The organism is Pseudomonas sp. RIT623, from assembly GCF_004519305.1.
Taxonomy (GTDB): Bacteria; Pseudomonadota; Gammaproteobacteria; order Pseudomonadales; family Pseudomonadaceae; genus Aquipseudomonas.
Window position 1 is genome coordinate 1 of the sequence record NZ_SOZA01000083.1, and the last position, 1,305, is coordinate 1,305.

The window sequence follows — 1,305 nt, forward strand, 5'->3', positions numbered from 1 at the left end:
TGGGTGGTGGCATTGAAGTCCACCAGCACCTGCTGCAACGCCGCCTCATCGAGCACCGAGGACTGGTGCAAGGTTTGCTCCGGCGCCTGCTGCAACGCCTGCAGCAACTGGCCCAGGGCATTGACCATCCAGCCCCCTACCTGCGCCGCCGAAATCCCGGCGGCGGCCAGCACGCTCAGGCTGAAGCCCTCGCCCAGGTCATCGACGCTCAGGGTCAGCGGGTAGTTGCTGCGCTCCTCGCCGCCTAGCAGGCGCACGCCCTGCCAGATACCCTCGCCATCGCGTGCGACAGGGTCGGCGCTGTGGCGGTAGTTGAGCAAGGCGCTGAACAGCGGTGCTGCAACCCCCACACCACTGCAGCGCTGGGCCAGGGCCAGTGGCGCATGCTCGTGGCCGAGCAGCGCCGACAGCCGCTGATGGGTGGTGTGCAGGGCCTGGGCCACCGGTTGCGCCACATCCACCCGCAACGGCAGGGTGTTGATGAACATCCCCAGGGCCCGGTCGGCGCCCTCGCCGCCTTGCAGGCGACCCATCAAGACGGTGCCGAACACCACGTCCTGGCGACCGGCCAACATCCCCACCACCCGCGCCCAGGCCAGGTGCATCAGGCTCGCGGCGCTGACGCCCTGCTGGCGGGCCAGTTCGCGCACGGCCTGGGCCTGGGCCGGGGCCAACTGCAGCTGGGCCTGTTCGAGCGCAGCGCCATCACCCTGCACATCGGCCAGGCCGTACGGCAAGGTCGGCACCTGGACATCGCCCAGTTGCGCGCGGAAGAACGCCTCGTGGCCGGCCTGGTCCTCGCCCAGGCACACCTGGGCAACATAGTTGCGGTACGGCACCGCCGCCGGCAACGTGTCGCCACGGCCCTCCAGCAGCACCTGCAGCTCCTCGCCAATCACCGCCATGGCGGCGTGGTCGAGGGTCAGGTGGTGGAACTGCAGCAACGCCACCCATTCGCCGTGGCGCCGGTCCTCGGCGAACAACAGCCGCAGCAGCGGTGCCTGGGTCAGGTCCAGGCGTTGCTGGCGGGCATCGAAGCGCGCCTGTAGCGCCTCGAGCACCGCCGTTTCGCCGAGCCCGGTGACTTCGCGCACCTCCAGCCGTGCCTGGCGCCAGACCACCTGCACCGGTTCGGCCAGGCCTTCCCAGACCACCGAGGTGCGCAGGATATCGTGGCGGTCGATCACCTGCTGCAGCGCCGCGACCCAGGCCTGCAAGCGCGCCGGGCTGTCGAACGCCAGCCGCGATTGCAGCAGGTAGGGGTCGCCCTGCTCGGCACTGAGATGGTGATAGAGGATGCCTTGT

General features: G+C 69.8%; 1 protein-coding gene. It reads right to left on the reverse strand.

What is annotated here, in order from left to right; translation table 11 throughout:
* On the reverse strand, positions 1-1,305 hold a 1,305-nt coding region (locus E3U47_RS24740; protein WP_256660341.1), incomplete at both ends, for a condensation domain-containing protein.